1 protein-coding gene is annotated in these 1,822 nt (G+C 34.1%); it reads left to right on the plus strand.

From position 1 onward, the window contains the following. Positions 1-372 precede the first annotated feature (372 nt). Positions 373-1,380, plus strand: a complete 1,008-nt coding sequence (locus CQA44_RS11960) for a methionyl-tRNA formyltransferase (protein WP_115547413.1) — start codon at positions 373-375, stop codon at positions 1,378-1,380. Positions 1,381-1,822 lie beyond the last annotated feature (442 nt).

Below are 1,822 nucleotides of genomic sequence, written 5' to 3' on the forward strand. Positions count from 1 at the left end.
GTATTTTGGGCGTATAGAAATAAGGATTATCTTTAAAATAATCATCATAGAATCTTGCAATCTTTTCTCTTGCAATGAGAAAGGATTCTAATCTTTGCAAATCTATCTTGCTCGCAACTAGCATTGTTGTTTTATCTTATCGCAGATAACCAATAAATGCCAAAACTATAAGTAATAACTTTGAGTTATTGAGCAACACAGAACCTTATGGGTATTCTTAATGCTTAAGTTGCAGTGTGATTAAAGAAGGTGTTATGCTTTGCTATTTTTTCGCCAAAAATCCTAAGAAAGAGAGTGATTTATTAAATATCTATAATAGATTGATACAATCGCATTAATTTCAAGGGAAGATTATTAAATGAAGGATTGCCGTTGAATCTTGTTTTTTTTGGGACACCGATTTTTGCTAAAGATATTTTAGAGAATCTACATCGCAAACACACAATACTTGGGGTAATTACCCAGACAGATAAACCCTTTGGTCGCAAAAGAATCCTCAAATCTCCTGAAACAAAGCAGTATGCCCTTGCCCACAATATCCCCTGCTTTCAACCACAAAAGACACAAGAAATTCCAGCCATTTTACACAATATACATTCTCAAGCAACGCCTACAGATTCACCTAGCATTAATAGGGCAATAGAGGTAATTGTAGTTGTGGCTTATGGTAAAATTCTCCCACGATTTGTTACAGACAACTACCTGTGTCTTAATTTGCATGGTTCAATTTTGCCGTATTTTCGTGGGGCTAGCCCCATTCAACACAGTATTATGAATGATTATTTGCATTTTGGTTTAACTGTGATTGCTATGAATGAAGGATTAGATACGGGAGATATTCTAGCAAATAAAGCGATAGCTAAGAATGAAGTAGAATACCAACGTATAGATTCAGTCTTTAGAATCTTAGTGCCACATGGTATAGAGTTATTAGAATCTGTGTTTGATTCTCTTCAAAATGGCAGATTAAAACCCATCGCCCAAAATCATACTAAGGCAACTTACTGCACAAAGATTCATAAGCAAGAGCGCATTCTCGATCTTGAGAGTGCGAAGATGTGCTATTTGCGTTATTTGGCACTTTGCGATAAAGGAGTGAGTATTATCTATCAGCATGGTGTATTAAAAATCAACGAAATAAATGGCTATGAGGAAGATGAAGAAAAGCTGCAAGAAAGCGAAACAGATTCTCTTTATAAGAATTCTTCATGCCAAAAAGGCGTAATACTTGATATAGACAATAAAAATGCAAGATTCTCTCTCTCTTGCACAAAAGGCAAACTATGGATAAGCTTGCTTACTCCACCCAATAAGCCCAAAATGAATGCGTTAAGTTTTTTACAATCACAGAGATTAAAAGTTGGCGATAGATTGTGCTAGATTCAGAATCTCAATCTGTTTTTTGTCGTAGCACATTTGAGTTTGTCATTTCAATATGAGTGGATAAGACTTGATAGTTATTTTGTTGAGGTAAGCTCACAACAATCCCTTTGAATCCCAGATTTTCTATTCTCATTACGAGAATACAGAGTATGCGTAAAACATGGATTGGTTATTCAAAGTTTGAGAATCAAAGATTCCTTATTCTCAAGAGTGTTAAATTATAATGCCAAATCACCTCAATCATAATGTTCAATTAGATAATTGATGAATCTAGACTCTTTTATCATTTTCAATCTGCTTTAAAGAAGTAAAGATGTCTGAAAGAATGTATAGAGATTTACTCTTTAAAGACTGACTTACCAGATAATAGAGATGACCCTGAAAAGCTTAATAAATTTTCTCACAAGGATAACTCTGCTTGTTATGTTAAACACTACAA

It is taken from the genome of Helicobacter sp. MIT 14-3879 (genome assembly GCF_003364125.1).